The organism is Cupriavidus sp. 01L415 (genome assembly GCF_056400065.1).
This window is the reverse complement of record NZ_JBFTSP010000014.1, coordinates 111,484-127,730: the sequence shown is the minus strand read 5'-3', so window position 1 is coordinate 127,730 and position 16,247 is coordinate 111,484. Positions and strand designations below refer to the sequence as shown.

Annotated in this window: 12 protein-coding genes and 1 pseudogene; 3 read left to right on the top strand and 10 right to left on the bottom strand. The window is 67.2% G+C overall.

Annotation, left to right across the window (positions count from 1 at the left end):
* Positions 1-381: 381 nt before the first annotated feature.
* A pseudogene (locus AC1DOX_RS20015) lies at positions 382-826 on the top strand (methyl-accepting chemotaxis protein); the annotation flags it as partial.
* 127 nt (positions 827-953) lie between these two features.
* Here the strand turns inward: AC1DOX_RS20015 and AC1DOX_RS20010 are convergent.
* Positions 954-2,582 (bottom strand): hypothetical protein, encoded by a 1,629-nt coding sequence (locus AC1DOX_RS20010; RefSeq protein ID WP_441622167.1) that lies wholly within the window; start codon positions 2,580-2,582, stop codon positions 954-956.
* A gap of 137 nt (positions 2,583-2,719) precedes the next feature.
* Between AC1DOX_RS20010 and blaOXA the strand changes: the two genes are divergently transcribed.
* Positions 2,720-3,580 (top strand): OXA-1206 family carbapenem-hydrolyzing class D beta-lactamase, encoded by an 861-nt coding sequence (blaOXA, locus tag AC1DOX_RS20005; protein ID WP_441622165.1) that lies wholly within the window; start codon positions 2,720-2,722, stop codon positions 3,578-3,580.
* 3 nt (positions 3,581-3,583) lie between these two features.
* Here the strand turns inward: blaOXA and fliR are convergent, their stop codons facing one another.
* From fliR to fliL, 7 genes are all read right to left on the bottom strand, one after another.
* Positions 3,584-4,369 carry a flagellar biosynthetic protein FliR gene (fliR, locus tag AC1DOX_RS20000; RefSeq protein ID WP_441622163.1) on the bottom strand — a complete coding sequence of 262 codons (786 nt, stop codon included), beginning with the start codon at positions 4,367-4,369 and terminating at the stop codon, positions 3,584-3,586.
* Positions 4,370-4,379: 10 nt separating this feature from the next.
* Positions 4,380-4,649 carry a flagellar biosynthesis protein FliQ gene (fliQ, locus tag AC1DOX_RS19995; RefSeq protein WP_061958832.1) on the bottom strand — a complete coding sequence of 90 codons (270 nt, stop codon included), beginning with the start codon at positions 4,647-4,649 and terminating at the stop codon, positions 4,380-4,382.
* 12 nt (positions 4,650-4,661) lie between these two features.
* Positions 4,662-5,384: a flagellar type III secretion system pore protein FliP gene (gene fliP, locus AC1DOX_RS19990; protein WP_441622171.1), complete on the bottom strand. Its 723-nt coding sequence runs from the start codon at positions 5,382-5,384 to the stop codon at positions 4,662-4,664.
* Positions 5,385-5,452: 68 nt separating this feature from the next.
* A complete protein-coding gene (fliO, locus tag AC1DOX_RS19985; RefSeq protein ID WP_441622160.1) occupies positions 5,453-5,974 on the bottom strand; it encodes a flagellar biosynthetic protein FliO in 522 nt (173 codons plus the stop codon).
* The gene (fliN, locus tag AC1DOX_RS19980) at positions 5,971-6,444 is read right to left on the bottom strand and encodes a flagellar motor switch protein FliN (protein ID WP_441622159.1); all 474 of its coding nucleotides are present in this window, start codon (positions 6,442-6,444) and stop codon (positions 5,971-5,973) included. The genes fliO and fliN overlap by 4 nt, the downstream gene beginning before the upstream one ends.
* Positions 6,437-7,447, bottom strand: coding sequence for a flagellar motor switch protein FliM (fliM, locus tag AC1DOX_RS19975; protein WP_441622157.1), 1,011 nt, complete (start codon positions 7,445-7,447; stop codon positions 6,437-6,439). The genes fliN and fliM overlap by 8 nt, the downstream gene beginning before the upstream one ends.
* A gap of 144 nt (positions 7,448-7,591) precedes the next feature.
* Entirely contained in the window at positions 7,592-8,080 is a 489-nt protein-coding gene (fliL, locus tag AC1DOX_RS19970) for a flagellar basal body-associated protein FliL (protein ID WP_441622155.1), read from the bottom strand.
* A 518-nt stretch (positions 8,081-8,598) separates the two neighbouring features.
* On the opposite strand from fliL, the gene AC1DOX_RS19965 reads away from it, so the two are divergent.
* Entirely contained in the window at positions 8,599-11,190 is a 2,592-nt protein-coding gene (locus tag AC1DOX_RS19965) for a bifunctional aconitate hydratase 2/2-methylisocitrate dehydratase (RefSeq protein ID WP_441622153.1), read from the top strand.
* A gap of 514 nt (positions 11,191-11,704) precedes the next feature.
* Here AC1DOX_RS19965 and AC1DOX_RS19960 read toward each other — a convergent pair.
* Complete coding sequence (locus AC1DOX_RS19960) at positions 11,705-13,222, bottom strand: ATP-binding protein (RefSeq protein WP_441622151.1); 1,518 nt, start codon at positions 13,220-13,222, stop codon at positions 11,705-11,707.
* Positions 13,222-16,107: an ATP-binding protein gene (locus tag AC1DOX_RS19955; protein ID WP_441622149.1), complete on the bottom strand. Its 2,886-nt coding sequence runs from the start codon at positions 16,105-16,107 to the stop codon at positions 13,222-13,224. Before AC1DOX_RS19955 ends, AC1DOX_RS19960 begins: the two co-directional genes overlap by 1 nt.
* Between the last annotated feature and the right edge of the window lie 140 nt (positions 16,108-16,247).

The following is a 16,247-nucleotide window of genomic DNA, read 5'->3' as shown; positions in this document are numbered from 1 at the left end:
CCACCCTTGGCGGCTACCTGAATCGCCGCAACGATCCTCCGCCCGGCGCTACCGTCATCTGGCGAGGCTTCCTCGTCTTGCACGAAATCACAGAGATGTTCCGTATCTTTAATTCGGGATAGCGAGCCAAGCTTGTGGGTAAAGCTCAGTCCGGTAGGGGGGGCAAGCCGGCGAGCCCTCGCCGTTAAGCCTGCGGTCAATACGAGCAGGGCGTGCACCCCGCCTAAAGCGCGAATCGACCACTCCGCCAACCAGCGCAGTGGCCGACATCGCGAAGTGCCAATCCAGCTGGAACGGGCTTCCGCGGCACATGCATCACATTGTGATGCGATGGTCATAAGCCTTGCCTTTCGGCAGGCAGCCGGGAAATGAGGGGATAACGTGAGCTTCCGCAATCTGTCGGTCAAGACCAGGCTCCTCGCGGGGTTTGGCATGCTGGTGCTGGTGCTGGTGCTGGTGCTGGTGGTATCCGGGCTGTCGCTGCGTGCGCTCAGTCAGGCGACCGATGGTTTCAGCGCCTATGTCAACGGGCTCAACGCCCGGGCGGAGGTGGCGGCGCAGGTGCGCACCGCCGTGGATCGCCGCGCCATTGCCGCGCGCAATCTTGTATTGGTGACGATGTGCAGAGCTCAAGGAAATGATCTCGCGCGAGGGCGTCAGCCAGACGGCGCGCAACCTGGTGGCGGAGGTCGATCGCGTGGAGGCGCGCTATGGCCCCGTCGCCACCGACATCGTCGCGCTGGCGCTCGACAAGAAGCAGGACGCCGCCATCGCCAATATGAACGCGGAATGCCGTCCGCTGCTGGCCACGCTGGTCAAGGCCACCGGTGCGCGGAGCATGGAGGAAAACAGGCTCGCGGCAGGCCGCGGCGAGTGGCAGGCGATCACGGCATAGACGCCTGCTGACGCGAAGGGGTGCCCCGCCATGGCGGGGCGCCAGCATCGGGCGAGGCTTACGCGCGCTTGCGCTGCGCCCGCAACGTTTCGGCCGCCGCCGCGCGCAGCTCGGGCGGAAAGGCCTGGATGCCGATCCGGAAAAAGCCGCGCTCCGCAGGCCGCAGCGCGGCGATCTGGCGCGCCAGCCGTTCCATGGCGTCGTAGGCTTGCGCCGTGGCACCCTGCTCATGCGTGAGGTACCACGCCGATTCCATCAACAGATTGGCCAGTTGCAGCGCGTTGTAGCGCACGTGCCCGGCATCGTGCTCCTCCAGCGCGAACGCCGCCACCGATGACCAGCGTACAAATCCCTTGGCCGGAGCGAATGGCGCGTGGAACGGCCGCAGCGCATCGATCGCGGCGGACACGGTGAGCGGCCGCTGCGCGCGGAATGCGGCCACCGATGCCGGCGCCGGCGCCCCGGCCGTGCCCCGGGCCACCCGCAGCAGGAAGATCGTGTTCCACGCGGATCCGCCGCCCACGCCAAAGCGGTCGCAGATCCATTCGGACAGGCCGAGCCAGCGCATGGCCTGACGCTGCACGTCCCCGGGCGCCAGTGCGCGCGCTTCGTCGACCAGTCCGTGTTGCCAGAACAACCACAACGACCAGCCGATGTTGGCGGCGGCATGCTGGACGGCGTCGACGGAATCCGCTTCATAGGCGGCCTGCAGCGCGCCGGAGAAATCCTGCAGCGCCTGCCGGGCGGCGGCATGGCGATCCACCGATGCGGAGGGACCTTGCTGCAGGGCGAGGCTCTTGCGCACCAGCGCCTCCAGGTTCAGCGTCTCGAACCGCACGCGCGGGTTGTAGCGCACCACCGGACGCAGTTCGGCGTCGGCCGCCAGGCGCGTCAACTCGGCCTGTGCCGATGTCAGATCCGCGCGGGCGTAGTGCTCCCACGCGCGCACCACGTGGGCCATGGCCGCGAACGTCGGCAATGCCGCGCTGACGCCGCCGGTGGTCACGATGCGGTTGAAGCGTCGCAGTGCCGCGCGGCTGCGGTCCAGCCGGTCGCTGCGGCGCCACGCCAGGCTTTCCTTGAGCAGCGACAGCGCTTGCTGGAAGTCGTCCGCCGCGCTGCGTTGCGCGGCGCGAAAGGACTCGGCGACGCCGGCCTCGAGCGAGCCCGCGAAGCCGTCCTGCGCGCCGCGCATGGCCTGCGTCAAATGGCTCCAGAACGCCATGTCGCGCATGACGTAGTGAAGTCCGTCGTGCGAGCCGTTGCCGCGCTCCGGCGTGATCGGGTCGCCGGACGGCGCCTGCCCCAGCCAGCGTGACACGCCGGCCACGCCCAGCGCTCTGCCGTTGGCCGTGAAGCGCAGCCGGCGCGCGGTGGATACCGGCATCCAGAACGGTCCGCGGCTGCGTCGCGCCGGGGCGAGGCTGGCGATGTCCGCGGACTTGTCGGCGCCCCAGCCCACGGCGATGCCCCACCGGGCGAAGTCCGCGAACGCGCGCGACACCATCATCCGTACGTCGGCGGCCTCCGCAAAGCGGGCGCGCACGGCGGCCGCTGGCAGGTCTTCCTCATCGCGTGACACCGCCAGCCAGGTGCGCGCTAGCAGCCAGACGGACTGGTAGCGCGCAGGCTGGTCATCGATACGGTAGGGCGGCGACAGGTCGATGCGGATGGGGGCGGCGGGCATGGCCGCCATGTTACGCGTGTTACAGCGGCGGCGGTTGGCGGGTTTTCCGCGAACACCTATGCTCCGCACCACGATCCGGGCCTGGATTGCCGACGTCTGCGAATGACGATAAACCACCCCTCAAAGAGAGTGTCGAGATGCGAAACAGACTTGCCCGCCTTGCCATGCCGGTTGCGACCGCCGTCGCGCTGTCCCTGTTCTCCCTGATGCTGCCGCTGGACGCGAATGCCGCGAACCCTGCGCCGCCCGAGATCGCGCTGGACGCGAAGGCGTCCTTCGACGCCGCCGGCGCCAACGGGACCATGCTCGTCTACGACATGCGTCGTCAGCGCATGCTCGCCTACAACCCGCAGCGCGCCCGGACGGCGTACTCGCCGGCCTCGACGTTCAAGATCTTCAATTCCCTGATCGGGCTGGAAACGGGTGCCGTGGCGGACGTCGACAATGACAAGCTGCCGTGGGACGGCAAGTTGTGGACGCACAACGGGACGCCCATCCTGCCAGCCGTGTGCAATGGCGATGTGTCGTTGCGGCTGGCCCTGAAGAACTCCTGCGTGCCGGCCTACCAGGTGATCGCACGGCGCGTGGGCACGGCGCAGTACCGCAAGTTCCTGACTGCCGCGCACTTCGGCAACGCCGACGTCAGCGGTCCGGTGGATCGCTTCTGGCTCAATGACCACCTGAGGATCACGGCGTACCAGCAGATCGATTTCCTGCGCGCCGTGGTGGAGCGCGAGGTGCCGGGCATCTCCGCGCGCAGCTATGACGCGCTCGACGACATCCTGACCATCGAGCAGACGCCGGACTACACCTTGCGTGCGAAGACTGGCTGGCGCGCGTCGGGGAAGAACGACATCGGCTGGTGGGTTGGCTGGGTCACGCGCGGGCAGGACACCTATGTGTTTGCCATGAACCTGGATATGCCGCGTATCGAGCTGGCGCCGAAGCGCCAGGAGATCGGGCGCGCCGTGCTGAAGCAGGTCGGCGCGCTGCCCTGATCGTTACTGGGCGAACTGGTCGAGCACGGTGGCCATGGCCTGGAGGCCGGCATCGACCAGGTGCTGCATGTAGGCGCCCATCTGCGGCATGACCAGCATCATGATCACCATGCCGCCCCCCAGCGTGACCGGGAAGCCCACGGCGAAGATCGAAAGCTGCGGCGATGCGCGGTTCAGGATGCCCATCGACAGGTTCAGCGTCAGCAGCGCGGCGATCATCGGCAGTGCCAGCAAGGTGCCCGACGCGAAGACCATCGATCCCGCTCGCGCCACGGCACCCCAGCCGTGGCCGGACAGCGGTGTGCCGGCGATCGGCACGCTGTTGAAGCTGTCCACCAGCGTGGCCAGCATCATCAGGTGGCCATCCAGCGCCAGGAACATCAGCGTAGCGACGATGTTGAGGAAGCGCGACAGCACCATCGTCTGCCCGCCGGAGGACCGGTCGTAGAACGATGCGAACGACAGGCCCATCTGCAGGCCGATCACTTCACCGGCGGTCTGGACCGCGGCGAAGATCAGGCGCATGGTGAAACCCATGGCCACGCCGATGCCGATCTCGTTCACGATGATCAGGAAGCCATCGAAGGAATAGACGGGCGCGGCGGGAATGTTGGCGAGGGTCGGCGAGATGATCGTCGACAGCCCCGCTGCCAGCAGCACCTTGGCGCGACGCGGAATGGTCGATTCGCTGAACAGCGGTGCGGTGGCGATCAGCCCCAGCAGGCGGAACATCGGCCACAGGAAGGCCGCGATCCACCCGTACAGCTGGGCCGTGGTGACGTCGATCACGGCCGCAGGCTCAGTGCGCCAGCGCGGGGATGCCCTGGAACACCTCGCGCATGTAATCCACGAAGGTGTTGATCATCCACGGACCCACCAGCACCATGGTCACGAACAGCGCGACCAGCTTGGGGATGAACGTCAGCGTCATTTCGTTGATCTGGGTGGCGGCCTGGAACAGGCTGACCACCAGGCCGGCCGCCAGCGCCACCAGCAGCAGCGGAGCGGACAGCATCAGGGTCATCTTCATCGCCTGCGTGGCGATGGTCATTACCATTTCCGGTGTCATGGCGGCCTCCGGTCAGTTCATGAAGCTCTGGGCCAGCGAACCCAGCAGCAGCTGCCAGCCATCCACCAGCACGAACAGCATCAGCTTGAACGGTAGCGAGATCGTGGCGGGCGGCACCATCATCATGCCCATCGCCATCAGCACGCTGGCCACGACCAGGTCGATGATCAGGAAGGGGATGAAGATCGTGAAGCCGATCTGGAACGCGGTCTTGAGCTCGCTGGTGACGAACGCCGGCACCAGCACCGAGAACGGCACGTCATCCGGGCCCTGCATTTCCGGGGTCTTGGCCATCTGGGCGAACATCGCCAGGTCCTTCTCCCGCGTCTGGCGCAGCATGAACGCGCGCACGGGCACGGCCGCGCGGGACGCGGCGACCTCCAGGCTGATCTTGTTGTCGGACAGCGGCTTGTAGGCGTCGGTGTAGACCTTGTCGAACACCGGCGACATCACGAAGAAGGTCAGGAACAACGACAGGCCGACGAGCACCTGGTTGGGCGGCGACGATGCCGTGCCCAGCGCGTTGCGCAGCAGCCCCAGCACGATGATGATGCGGGTGAAGCCCGTCATCATCAGCATGGCGGCCGGCAGGAACGACAGCGACGTCAGCAGGACCAGCGTCTGGATCGACAGCGACCAGGTCTGGCTGCCGCCGGCGCCCGGCTTGCTGACCACGCCGGGCAGCGACTGCGCCAGGGCCGATTCGGGCGCCAGCCACAGCACTAGCGGCAGCATCGCCAGGACGGCGGCGGCCACGCGCGGCAGGCGCGCAGGATGCCGCCCGGTGGCGGCACGCAGCGTGTTCATTTCTTGAGGTTTTCCTGCATCGATCGCATCAGCCGTTCCGCGAAACCGCCTTGCATGGACTGCGGCGATTGCGGGCCCGACGAGGCGGTCGTATCCGGCTGGGCCGGCAGCGTATGGAGCGGACGGATTTCGCCGGCGGACACACCCAGCACCAGCCAGGTGTCGCCGACTTCGACCATCACCACTTTCTGGCGCGCGCCCAGCATCAGGCTGCCGACGACTTTCATCGACGCGCCACCGGTGCCGTGGCGGACCAGTCCGACGCGGCGTGCCACCCAGGCCAGGCCCAGGATCAGCGCGATGACGGCGAACAGGCCAAGACCGGCCTGCGCCAGGCTGGCGCCGCCGCTGATGACGGGGGCGCTGGCCGTGACATGACTGGCGGGGGCCGGGTTGGCGGCCTGGGCGGTGCTGAGTACGGTATCAGCGGCCTGCGCGCCGGTCATGGCAAGCCCGGAGAGGGCGATGCCTGCGGCAAGGCGCCCGGCAGCCAGCAGCCGGCGCGAGGCGACTGTCATTTGTTGAGCTTCCGGATGCGTTCCGACGGCGTGATGATGTCCGTCAGGCGGATGCCGAACTTGTCGTTGACCACCACCACTTCGCCCTGGGCGATCAGGTAGCCGTTCACCAGCACGTCCATCGGTTCGCCAGCCAGGCCGTCGAGCTCCACCACGGAGCCCTGCGCCAGTTGCAGCAGGTTCTTGATGGGCACCTTGGTGCGGCCCAGTTCCACGGTCAGCTGCACCGGAATATCGAGAATCATCCCGATATCGTTGTGGAAGCCGCTGGGTGCGTCCTGCGCCAGCGGCGGGAACACGGTGGAGGCCGCCGGCGTGGCGGTCGCCATGGCCGAAGCCGCCGGAGCGGTTGCGGTCGCGGTGGCGGCCGGGGAGGCAGCAGGTGCCTGCTCGGCGCTGGTCTGCTCCGCCAGGGCGCTGGCCCAGTCGTCCATCGGATCGACCGGCTTGTCCTGAGTGCCGTCAGTCATGATCGGTTTCCTTGTTGGAATCGCTGTCTTGGTAATTGATCATTCGCTGTACGCGCAGCGCGTACTGGCCGTTCATGGTGCCGAAGCCGCACTGCATCACGGGCACGCCGTCCACCTTGCCGAAGATGTGCTCGGGCAGGTCGATCGGCAGTACGTCGCCGGCGCGCATGGCCAGCACTTCGGCCACGGTGCTTTGCAGATGGGCAAACTCGGCCACCAGTTCCACTTCGGCGGCGCGCAGCTGGCTGGAAAGCTGGCCGAGCCAGCGCTTGTCTACCTCGACCTCGTCCTGCAACGGGTTCATCAGCAGATCGCGCAGCGGCTCGATCATCGAGTAGGGAATGCAGATATGCAGTTGCCCGCCGACGGCGCCCAGTTCGATGTGGAACGCGGTGGTGACCACGGCATCGTTGGGGCCGGCGATGTTGGCGAACTTGGTGTGCATCTCCGAGCGGACGTAGTCGAATTCGATCGGATGCACCGTGCGCCAGGCCTGGCCATAGCTGTTGAGCGTCAGGTCGAGCATGCGGCGGATGATGCGCTGCTCGGTCTGGGTAAAGTCGCGGCCTTCCACGCGGGTGTGGAAACGGCCATCGCCGCCGAACAGGTTGTCGACGACGAGGAAGACCAGGTTGGGGTCGTACACGAACAGCGCGGTGCCCCGCAGCGGCTTCATGTGGACCAGGTTCAGGTTCGTCGGCACCGGCAGGTTGCGCACGAAGTCGCCGTACTTCTCGATCCTGACCGTACCCACCGAGATGTCGGCGCCACGGCGGATGAAGTTGAACAGCGCCGAGCGCAGCGCGCGGCCAAACCGCTCGTTGATGATCTCAAGCGTGTGCAGCCGGCCACGGACGACCCGCTCCTGCGTGGCGAGGTTATACGGGCGCACCCCGCCTTCTTCGGCAACGGGCGCGCTTGCCGCGGGCGCATCGGATTCGCCCGATACGCCTTTCAGTAGTTCGTCTACCTCGTCCTGCGAGAGGAACTTGTCGTAGGCCATCTAGTGTCCTGCCCCGTGAACGGCTAAGAGGATGAAACGGTCCATATCCGGCTTCAGCCGGCGCGCGCGGCGCGGCGGCAGGAAGGAAGAACGGCGGGCAGTTTCATAACGGTTTTGCGTGGGTTCGCGCGGCAGGGGTACGGCTTACTGCACCACGAACGATGTGAACAAGACATCCAGGATCTTCTGCGCCGGCAGGCTCGGGGCAAACGGCTGGCTGATCGCCGCCTGGATGTCCTGTGCCAGCTTGCGCTTGCCTTCCACGGTCGCCAGGTCCGCCGGCTGACGGGCCGACAGCAGCAGCAGGATGCGGCTGCGTGCCTCGGGCTGGTACTGCGCCAGGCGAGCCTGGGTTTCGCTGTCCGCCACCTTGAGCGAGAGCCCCGTGTGCAGGAAGCGGTCGCCGTCCTCGCTCTTGAGGTTCACGGTGAACGCATCCAGCGGCACGAAGATCGGGGGCGGCACCACCGGAGCCGCTGCCGCCGCCGGCTGGCGATTGCCACCGATGACGCTGCCCAGCACGAAGCCGCCAACGCCCAGGGCCACCACCAGCACGCCGCCGCCGATCAGCAACAGTCGGCCGCGCTTGCTCGGATTGCCGCCGGTCTGGGAGGGGGAAAGCGTGTTCGCCATGAGATGCCTGTGTCGGAATGCCTGCCATTCTTCCCGAATCGCAGGCAAGCAAAGGGCCGATAAAAAGGGGGAAACCCGTTCAGCTTGGCCGTTTGAGCTGGACGGGCATCGGACGCAGGAGCGCATCGGCGCGCCATTTGCGCCTGCAAGGTGGTTAACGAATACGGGGCGCGGAACTTAAGACGAACGTGCCCGACGGCGCACGGCCAAGGCCTTAAAGTGATGCATAAGGCTCATATAAGGGCGGCTGGCAGCGGTCTTCTGCGCGTCGGAATCTCCACTCCGGGTTTTGCCCGTTTGCACGGCGGCCGGTGGCTGACATGTCAAATGGATGCAGTCATTCACCCGAAATCCCTTGTCAAATCGCGCTTCATGATATTTAACTCTTATATAAGATATAAGACATTTGATCTCGGGCGGACTTCGGTCTACAATCACGCGGCACCTGGCGGTGTTGCGCCGCCAGCCCCACAGAGACAAGAGCAGTACCGTTAAAACCCTATTAACAGCAGGTTCCCATGCTTGATATCTATCGCGCCCATGTCGCCGAACGCGCCGCGCTTGGCATCCCCCCTCTGCCGCTGACCGCCAAGCAGACTGCCGAGCTGATCGAACTGATCAAGAACCCGCCGGCGGGCGAGGAAAAGACCCTGCTGGACCTGATTACCTACCGCGTGCCGGCCGGCGTGGACGACGCCGCCAAGGTCAAGGCCTCGTACCTGGCCGCCGTGGCGCTGGGCAAGGAGTCGACCTCGCTGATCTCGCGCGCCCGTGCGACCGAGCTGCTGGGCACGATGCTGGGCGGCTACAACATCTCCCCGCTGATCGAGCTGCTCGACGACGCGGAAGTCGGCACCGTGGCCGCCAATGCGCTCAAGACCACGCTGCTGATGTTCGATGCCTTCCATGACGTGAAGGAAAAGGCCGACAAGGGCAACGCCAACGCACGCGCCGTGCTGCAAAGCTGGGCCGATGCCGAGTGGTTCACCAGCCGTCCGGAAGTGCCGCAAAGCATGACCATCACCGTGTTCAAGGTGCCGGGCGAAACCAATACCGACGATCTGTCGCCGGCCCCTGACGCCACCACCCGCCCGGACATCCCGATGCACGCGCTGGCCATGCTGAAGAACAAGCGCGAAGGCGCGGCGTTCCAGCCGGAAGAAGACGGCAAGCGCGGCCCGGTGGCGTTCATCGAATCGCTGAAGGAAAAGGGCAACCTGGTCGCCTACGTGGGCGACGTGGTCGGCACCGGCTCCAGCCGCAAGTCCGCTACCAACTCGGTGCTGTGGTTCACCGGCGAAGACATCCCCTACGTGCCGAACAAGCGCTTCGGCGGCGTGTGCCTGGGCAGCAAGATCGCCCCGATCTTCTACAACACGATGGAAGATGCCGGCGCACTGCCGATCGAGCTGGATGTGTCCCAGATGGAAATGGGCGACGTGGTGGAACTGCGTCCCTATGAAGGCAAGGCCCTGAAGAACGGTGCCGTGATCTCCGAATTCAAGGTGAAGTCGGATGTGCTGTTCGACGAAGTGCGCGCCGGCGGCCGTATTCCGCTGATCGTCGGCCGTGGCCTGACCGCCAAGGCCCGCGAGGCGCTGGGCCTGGCCCCGTCCACGCTGTTCCGCCTGCCGCTGAACCCGGTGGATACGGGCAAGGGTTACACGCTGGCCCAGAAGATGGTGGGCCGCGCGGTTGGCCTGGCCGAAGGCAAGGGCATCCGCCCGGGCACGTACTGCGAACCGAAGATGACCTCGGTGGGCTCGCAAGACACCACCGGCCCGATGACCCGCGACGAGCTGAAGGACCTGGCCTGCCTGGGCTTCTCGGCCGACCTGGTGATGCAGTCGTTCTGCCATACCGCCGCCTATCCGAAGCCCGTGGACGTGAAGACGCACCACACGCTGCCGCAGTTCATCAGCACCCGTGGCGGCATCTCGCTGCGCCCGGGCGATGGTGTGATCCACTCGTGGCTGAACCGCATGCTGCTGCCCGACACCGTCGGCACCGGCGGCGACTCGCACACCCGCTTCCCGATCGGCATCAGCTTCCCGGCCGGCTCGGGCCTGGTGGCCTTTGCTGCCGCCACCGGCGTGATGCCGCTGGACATGCCGGAATCGGTGCTGGTCCGCTTCAAGGGCAAGATGCAGCCCGGCGTCACGCTACGTGACCTGGTCAACGCCATTCCGCTGTACGCGATCAAGCAGGGCCTGCTGACCGTGGCCAAGCAAGGCAAGAAGAACATCTTCTCGGGCCGCATCCTGGAAATCGAAGGTCTGCCCGACCTGAAGGTGGAACAGGCCTTCGAACTGTCSGACGCCTCCGCCGAGCGTTCGGCCGCCGGTTGCTCRGTGCGCCTGAACAAGGAACCGATCATCGAATACATCAACAGCAACATCACGCTGCTGAAGTGGATGATCGCCGAGGGCTACCAGGACCCGCGCAGCCTGCAGCGCCGTATCAAGGCCATGGAAGCATGGCTGGCCGATCCGAAGCTGCTGGAGCCGGACGCTGACGCCGAGTACGCCGCCGTGATCGAGATCGATCTGGCCGACGTGCACGAGCCGATCGTGGCCTGCCCGAACGACCCGGACGACGTGAAGACGCTGGCCGACGTGGCGGGCGCCAAGATCGACGAAGTGTTCATCGGTTCGTGCATGACCAACATCGGTCACTTCCGCGCCGCGTCGAAGCTGCTGGAAGGCAAGCGCGACATCCCCGTGAAGCTGTGGGTCGCGCCGCCGACCAAGATGGACCAGAAGCAGCTGACCGAGGAAGGCCACTACGGCGTCTTCGGCACGGCCGGTGCGCGTACCGAAATGCCGGGCTGCTCGCTGTGCATGGGTAACCAGGCACAGGTGCGCGAAGGCGCGACGGTGATGTCGACCAGCACGCGTAACTTCCCGAACCGTCTCGGCAAGAACACCAACGTGTACCTGGGTTCCGCCGAGCTGGCCGCGATCTGCTCGCGCCTTGGCCGCATTCCGAACAAGGAAGAGTACATGTCGGACATGGGCGTGCTCAGCGCCAATGGCGACAAGATCTACAAGTACATGAACTTCGACCAGATCGAGGACTTCAAGGAAGTGGCGGATACGGTGAACGTGTAAGCGTCACCATCGCGCGTGACCTGCCATGGCCGGTCACTGAACCCCGCGAGCGCCACAAGCGCCGCGGGGTTTTTTACTTGGAGGTTCGCCAAAGCGTTGGTGCGGGACCAACGTTTTCAGGTGAAGGTGGTGGGTTGCTCGCCATCGCGACGCATCACCAGGCGCTATTTCGAGCCGTTTTTGCGGCGACGGGCGCACCTCCGGCGGCGTAGTGCCGATGGCATGGCCCTTGCGCTAGGGAATCAACCCGCGCACCGGATTGGCGGACAGCATCATCGGAAAGGAGCCAGGCGTGAATACCAAGCAGCTTGCCTATGTCATCGTCGTGTTATTGACCATGCTTGCCGTCGCATTCCTCGCCGGCAACATTGAACCGTCGTTGCTGACGCTCGACCTCGATGCGCCCTGAGAGGTCGCCTCGAAAGATCCTGGCGTCGTTGCCGGGTTTGCGAAACTCGCTGGCCGTACCACTTGTACTGTCTGCGGCCGCGCGTCTAGCCAGGACCGCTTCGTTTCATTTTGAAGCAACCACTAGTGAAGGCATGCGCGCCAGCCACGCCGCCAGCCGCGTGCGCACGGCGGCGTATTCGCCACTGGCATCGAGTTTCTCTGCGGCATAGGCGCGCGTCATCGGCGACAGCCGGTATTGCGGTTCTCCCGCTTCCCCTGTCGACGGCGTCGCTGACACCAGCGAGTGCGTCGTCAGCGACGCCAGCAGGGACGCCACTTGGTGTTCGCTCACCATGTCATCCACCACCACGGCACGCACGCATGCCAGACGGAACGGGCCTGCCAGGACTGACAGCCGTCGCAATGTGATCTGCTCCAGCGCCGACAATCGCGCGTAACTCCAATCGAGTGACGCCCGCAACGAGCGTTGCCGGCGATGCACGCAACGTCGTTGTGCATCCAGCAGCGCAAATCGTTCGTCGATCTGGTCCAGCAGGCCGAGCACGCCGAAAGCACCCACACAGCCCGCCGCCAGTTCGATGGCCAGGGGCAAGCCGTCGAGCCGCCGGCATAACGTCGCCACCACGGCGGCATCGCGATCGCTCAGCACGAACGCGGCGGCGCTGGCCTGTGCGCGCGTCACGAACAGCTGCACCGATGGGTACGTCAGGGCCTGTGCGGCAGTGAGAACCGCATCTTCCTGCGGAATGCCGAGTGGCGGCAGGCAAACGGTCTGCTCACCGGAGACACCCAGTACCTCGCGGCTGGTCGCCAGCACCGCAATGCCCGGCGCGTTTGCCAGTTGCATGACAAGCCGGGCGACGTCTTCGCGTGCTGACTCGCAACTGTCCAGCACCAGGAGCATGCGGCGCCCGGCGAGGGCCGCCGCCAGCGACTCGGGGGGGCCGCCAGGGCCGGCATGTCCGTCGGGGATGTCCAGCGCGGCGGCCACCATCGCGGTCACTGACGTGCCCTCCGGCAGCGCGGCCAGATCGATGAAGCACACGCCATCAGGATACAGGGGCTGCAGGCTTTCCGCCGCCGCCAGCGCCACCGTGGTCTTGCCGATGCCGCCCACGCCGACGACGGTCACCACGCGGGCATGCGCCAGTTGCTCGCGGAGGCCGGCGACATCCGCGTCGCGGCCGATCATCGTTGCGATGCGTCGCGGCAGCGGCCGAGGGGCCATCCCCGCCATCGCCGCGATCCCCGCCGACATCGCGGGTGCTGCGGGGCTGCCGACGCCTTCGACCGCGCCCGCGTAGCGATAGCCGCGTCCCGGCACGGTCACGATGGCCGCGGCGCGGTCGCCCAGCGTGCGGCGCAACTGGGCAATCTGCACGCGCAGGCTGCTTTCCTCGACGATCATGCGAGGCCACGCCACGGCCGTCAGTTCATCGCGAGAGATCACCTCGCCGGCGCGCTGCACCAGCGCAGACAGGATGTCGAATGCGCGGCTGCCCAGCAGCACGGGCACGCCGTCCGCCATCAACTGGCGACGGGCCGGCCACAGCGTGAATGCGCCGAAGCGAAACGCGTGCTCCGCATCCGCATTGGCGGACGGCGTCGTCGTCTTCGCCATCAGCGGCCCTCCGCCAACGCCGACGCCGACGCATCGCACGTGGCCGATGCCGCCGCCTCGCACGTGGCCAGCAGCGCCCGTGCCGCACGGTAGTCCGCCGTGTCATGGCCTTCCGTCACGCGCGCGCAGGTGTGAGCGAGCACGTCGACGGCGTGGCTGGCATCGCCTTGCTCCAGCCGAACGCGGGCCAGGCTGGTGGCGGCGCGCAGCTCCCACGCCAGCGCGCCCTGCTGGCGGGCCAGCGCGATCACCTCGGTAAACGTCGCGGCCGCCATCACGCGGCCTGCCGTCGTGTGGCGGCGCGGATCGGCCTCCGCCGCCACGCGCCGCACCTCGGCCATGCACCAGCCCGATACGCCGGACTGTGCACGGTCGATGGCAAGCGGTGTGAGGAACGTCGCGCCAAAGGTTGCGTAAAGATCGACCTGCTTGGCGCCCGTATGCGTGATGCGCGCCAGCAGGGCCTGCCGGCTTGCATCGAGGCCGGGGGTATCCGCGTTGGCGTCGCGCAGCTTCAGCGCGGTGTCGAGCAATTCGACCCAGCCATGCCACGCCACCAGCGCGTGCCGTGCCGAATGCTCGCGCAGCCGCGTGGCGTAGCGGCACAGCGCCGCTTCGTCGCTGCGCCACAGCGCGATGGGGCATGCCGCGAAGGCCAGGGCTTGCGCCAGCGCCAGCGGCATGTCGTGCAGCGCGTCTTCCACGCATCGGTCGGCCATGGCGGCCGCGCGATCGGCGTGGCCTTCGAGCCACAGCGTGCGCGCCAGCACGATCTGCATGCAGACGCGCCGGCACACCAGCGCTGTGAGGTTGTCCACAGGCCGCGCCAGGCGGCTCGGGTGCGCGCGCACGCGTTCGGCCAGCCGACGCGCGGTGCCGTGGTGGCCCTGATAGTGATGCGCCAGCGCCAGCATGTGGTCAGCCCACAGGCGGGACATCGGATCGCTGTCGTGCGCGGCCAGCGCGCCCATCGATTCCGCGTGGCGTTGCCCACCGGCGTAGTCGCCCATCGCCAGCGCCAGCATGCCGATGCCGGTCAGCGCCTGCTGGCGCACGCCGGCCTGCGGCAGCGCCACGGATGCGTCCAGCGCGCGGTCATAGGCCTCTTCCGCGCCGGCGGCCAGGCCGCGGGTGTGGTAGATCAGCGTGCCCAGCGCCACGCGCAGCCGCGCGGTCAGCATGGCGTCCAGCGTCGCGGCGCCGTCATCGGCCAGTGCCAGCGCGCGGGCGGCGTAGCCGCAGAATTCGTCGAGCCGCGACAGGAAGTAGGCGAGCGGCAGCGCGGCGATGATCAGCCGGGCACCCAGTTCGGCATCGCCATCGGCAGACAAGGCCCAGGCGATAGCGGCGCGCACGTCGTCGATGGCGCCGCCATAGCGGCTGGCCCATTCGGTCTGCGTCAGTTCGGGTTCGTCCAGCCACGTCCTCATCAAGACGGTGCGCCAGTGCAATGCATGGCGGGCCCGCAGCGCGCGCAACGCGCCGGCCTCCGCCAGCCGTTCGTGGGCATAGGCCCGCGTGGTGGCCAGCAACCGGTAGCGCACCACCGGTTCGCTGGCATCCGCGCTGACCAGTGACTTGGCCACCAGCGCGGCGATGCCGGCCTCGACGTCGCCGCGATCGAACTCAGGGTCGACCAGCACGGCCCGCGCCCACGCCAGCGTGAATTCGCCGGTGAAGATCGACAGCCGCATCAGCGTCGTGCGTTCGCGCGTGGACAGGCCGTCATAGCTCCAGTCCAGCAGGGCGCGCAGCGTGCGATGCCGTGGCTGCACGATGGCGCTGTTGTGGGCCAGCATCTGGAAGCGGTCCGCCAGCAGGCGGCGCAGCGCCTGGATGCCGAAGGTGCTCACCTGCGCGGCTGCCAGTTCGATGGCCAGCGGCATGCCGTCCAGCCTCGCGCAGAGCTCCACCACGCCGGCGGCGTCGGCATCGGGCAACTGGAAGGTGTCAGCGCTGTGAATGGCGCGCTCCACGAACAGCTGGATCGCGGCATAGCGCATGGCTTCGGTCGCATCGATCCGCGTGCGGGCCGCAGGCAGTGCCAGCGGCGGTACGCGCTGGACCCATTCGCCCTCGCATTGCAGTGGCTCGCGGCTGGTGACCAGCACGTGCACATCGGGCGCGGCCTGTTGCAGCTCCAGCACCAGCATGGCCACGGCGTCGATTACATGCTCGCAGCTGTCCAGCACCACCAGCATGCGTTTGTCGCTCAAGGCCTCGACCAGCACCGGTGGCGCCGCCGCGCCGGCCGTCATGCCGAGCGTGGCCGCGAGTGCGCCATTGACCAGTCCCGGGTCCGCGACGCGGCCCAGGTCGACAAAGCGCACCCCATCGGCATAGGCCGGCAGCAGCCGCTCGGCCATGGCCAGCGCGATGGTGGTCTTGCCCATGCCACCGGGGCCGCACAGCGTCAGCAGCCGCCGCAGCGGCAGGCTCTGCGCCAGCGCGGCGATCAGGTCGTCGCGGCCGATCACGCGCGTCACGCGCGCGGGCAGGTTGTGATGGGGGATGGCTGGCGCCGTGCCGGCCGCGTCGCCGCTGCCGTGACGGACCACCGGTGCCACAAAGCAGTAGCCACGGCCGGCCACGCTGGCGATATAGCGCACGCCGCCCTGGCCGTCACCTAGCACCTTGCGCAGCGCGCCCATATGTACGCGCAAGGTCGCTTCTTCCGCATCGCCATCGGGCCACGCATAGGCGATCAGCTCGCTCTTGCTCACGACCTCGCCCGCGCGTTCGACCAGGGCTGCCAGGATGCCGCGGGCACGGGCGCCCAGCCGCACCGGGCGGCCGCCATCCAGCAGCAGGCGCTGGGCAATGTGCAGTGTGAACGGGCCAAAGGCGACCGGTGGGTCAGCCTTGGCGAGGGCGGCGTGGCTCATGAGGCTTTCTCTTCGCCGGCGGGGGCGCGGGACGAAGCGCTATTCTGAATGGCCCGGTGACGATGAGCAAATCGTGCCCATCGAGGGTGACCACTGCATGACGATGGTGCGTGGTGGATGTGAGCCAGCAGGCGCGTGCC

What these genes read in the sequence shown, in the direction of transcription:
- fliQ (WP_061958832.1), bottom strand. Translation starts at nt 4,649, where the DNA reads ATGACACCGGAAATGGTAATGACCATCGCCACGCAGGCGATGAAGATG.
- fliL (WP_441622155.1), bottom strand. Translation starts at nt 8,080, where the DNA reads ATGGCGAACACGCTTTCCCCCTCCCAGACCGGCGGCAATCCGAGCAAG.
- AC1DOX_RS20010 (WP_441622167.1), bottom strand. Translation starts at nt 2,582, where the DNA reads ATGCCCGCCGCCCCCATCCGCATCGACCTGTCGCCGCCCTACCGTATC.
- fliP (WP_441622171.1), bottom strand. Translation starts at nt 5,384, where the DNA reads ATGCTGCCGCTAGTGCTGTGGCTGGCGCCCGAATCGGCCCTGGCGCAG.
- AC1DOX_RS19960 (WP_441622151.1), bottom strand. Translation starts at nt 13,222, where the DNA reads ATGGCGAAGACGACGACGCCGTCCGCCAATGCGGATGCGGAGCACGCG.
- fliN (WP_441622159.1), bottom strand. Translation starts at nt 6,444, where the DNA reads ATGACTGACGGCACTCAGGACAAGCCGGTCGATCCGATGGACGACTGG.
- fliM (WP_441622157.1), bottom strand. Translation starts at nt 7,447, where the DNA reads ATGGCCTACGACAAGTTCCTCTCGCAGGACGAGGTAGACGAACTACTG.
- blaOXA (WP_441622165.1), top strand. Translation starts at nt 2,720, where the DNA reads ATGCGAAACAGACTTGCCCGCCTTGCCATGCCGGTTGCGACCGCCGTC.
- AC1DOX_RS19955 (WP_441622149.1), bottom strand. Translation starts at nt 16,107, where the DNA reads ATGAGCCACGCCGCCCTCGCCAAGGCTGACCCACCGGTCGCCTTTGGC.
- fliO (WP_441622160.1), bottom strand. Translation starts at nt 5,974, where the DNA reads ATGACAGTCGCCTCGCGCCGGCTGCTGGCTGCCGGGCGCCTTGCCGCA.